Below are 1,463 nucleotides of genomic sequence, written 5' to 3' on the forward strand. Positions count from 1 at the left end.
CGAAGGGGGATTCTCAATGATGTTGTCAAGCCGCGACGCCCCTGATTTCGGGTCGGTATGGGGTGCCGGTTTGCAGCATCGCCCACAACACGTTGAGGCGACGGCGCGCCAGCGCGATGACCGCTTGGGTGTGGTTCTTTCCCTCAGTTCTCTTGCGCTGGTAGTAGGTTCGCGACGCCCGGTCATGGAAGACCGCGACCTGGGCGGCGAGATAGCAGGCGCGCAGCAGGCGCCGGTCGTAGCGGCGCGGCCGTTTGAGGTTGCCGCTGACCCGTCCGGAATCCCGGGGAACCGGTGCCAGGCCGGCGACACCGGCGAGGCGGTCGACGCTGTCGAAGGCGGTCATGTCCCCGCCGGTCGCTGCGAGGAATTCGGCGCCGAGCAGGACACCGAATCCCGGCATGCTCAGGATGGTTTCGGCGTGACGGTGGCGGCGAAATCGAGCCTCGATCATCGCGTCGATCTCGCTGATCTCGATGTCGAGGTCCATCACCTGCCTGGCCAGCCGGGCGACCATCGCCGCGGCGAGCTGCTGACCGACCACGGTGGTGTGCTGGGCCTTGGCGGCTTCGATCGCGGTCGCTGCGACACGGGCACTGGCGCGGGCTCCGTGTTTGCGCAGCCAGGCCTGCAATCTCGTCACGCCCAGGCGCCGGATGCCGTCGGGAGTTTGGTATCCGGTCAGCAGGATCAACGCGGCTTTGTTGGCGCACAGGTCGAAGGCGCGTTCCAGGGCGGGGAAGTATTCGAGCAGCTGGGCACGCAACCGGTTGATCGCTCGGGTGCGGTCGCAGCCCAGATCGGTGCGTCGGGAAGTGAGGATCCGCAGTTCGACAGCGGTTTCGTCACCGATCCGCAGAGGTTGCAGGTCTCGGCGCATCCGGGCTTGGTCGGCGATGATCGCGGCGTCTTTAGCGTCGGTTTTGCCGTCGCCGCGGTAGGTTCCCGAGGCCCAGTGCACGGTCCGGCCGGGGATGTAGAGCAGGCGGTGATCGCGGTTGGCCAGCATCGCGATGAGCAGGGCCGCGCCGCCGTGGTTGAGGTCGATCGCCCAGGTGAGTTCGGCGCCCTCGGCGAGTCCGGTCACCGCGTCGATCAACTCGCCGAGCGGCTGTTCGTCGTTGACGACGCGGCGGGAAAGGAGTCGTTTGCCGTCGGCGTCGATGACGACGCAGTGGTGGGCCGATTTCCCGGCGTCGATACCTGCCCACAAGTGTTGCCGCACAAACACTCCTGTCGTTGCATCCCTGTCGAGTTGTCCCACAGACGACTGCGCCGTCGTGTCCTTACGAAGCGATCGAATCGCGTATCTCAATTAGCGGTCGAGTCGTCGCGGAGCGCCGGGCGGCCAATCCCCCTGGGCCATCAAGGGCGACTTCATGAAAGCCATACCCGGCGCTCCCGGGTGCTCGAAAGCCTATGGCAGCCAGCGACTTCGAGCACCCAAGAAGAAAGGTAAGGAC

General features: G+C 66.0%; 1 protein-coding gene. It reads right to left on the reverse strand.

The window, feature by feature from the left end:
- Window positions 1-25 precede the first annotated feature (25 nt).
- Entirely contained in the window at window positions 26-1,225 is a 1,200-nt protein-coding gene (locus tag A5789_RS32320; RefSeq protein ID WP_155525824.1) for an IS110 family transposase, read from the reverse strand.
- Window positions 1,226-1,463: the final 238 nt, after the last annotated feature.

Source organism: Nocardia sp. 852002-51101_SCH5132738 (genome assembly GCF_001665695.1).
In the GTDB taxonomy this organism is placed as follows: Bacteria; Actinomycetota; Actinomycetes; order Mycobacteriales; family Mycobacteriaceae; genus Nocardia; species Nocardia nova.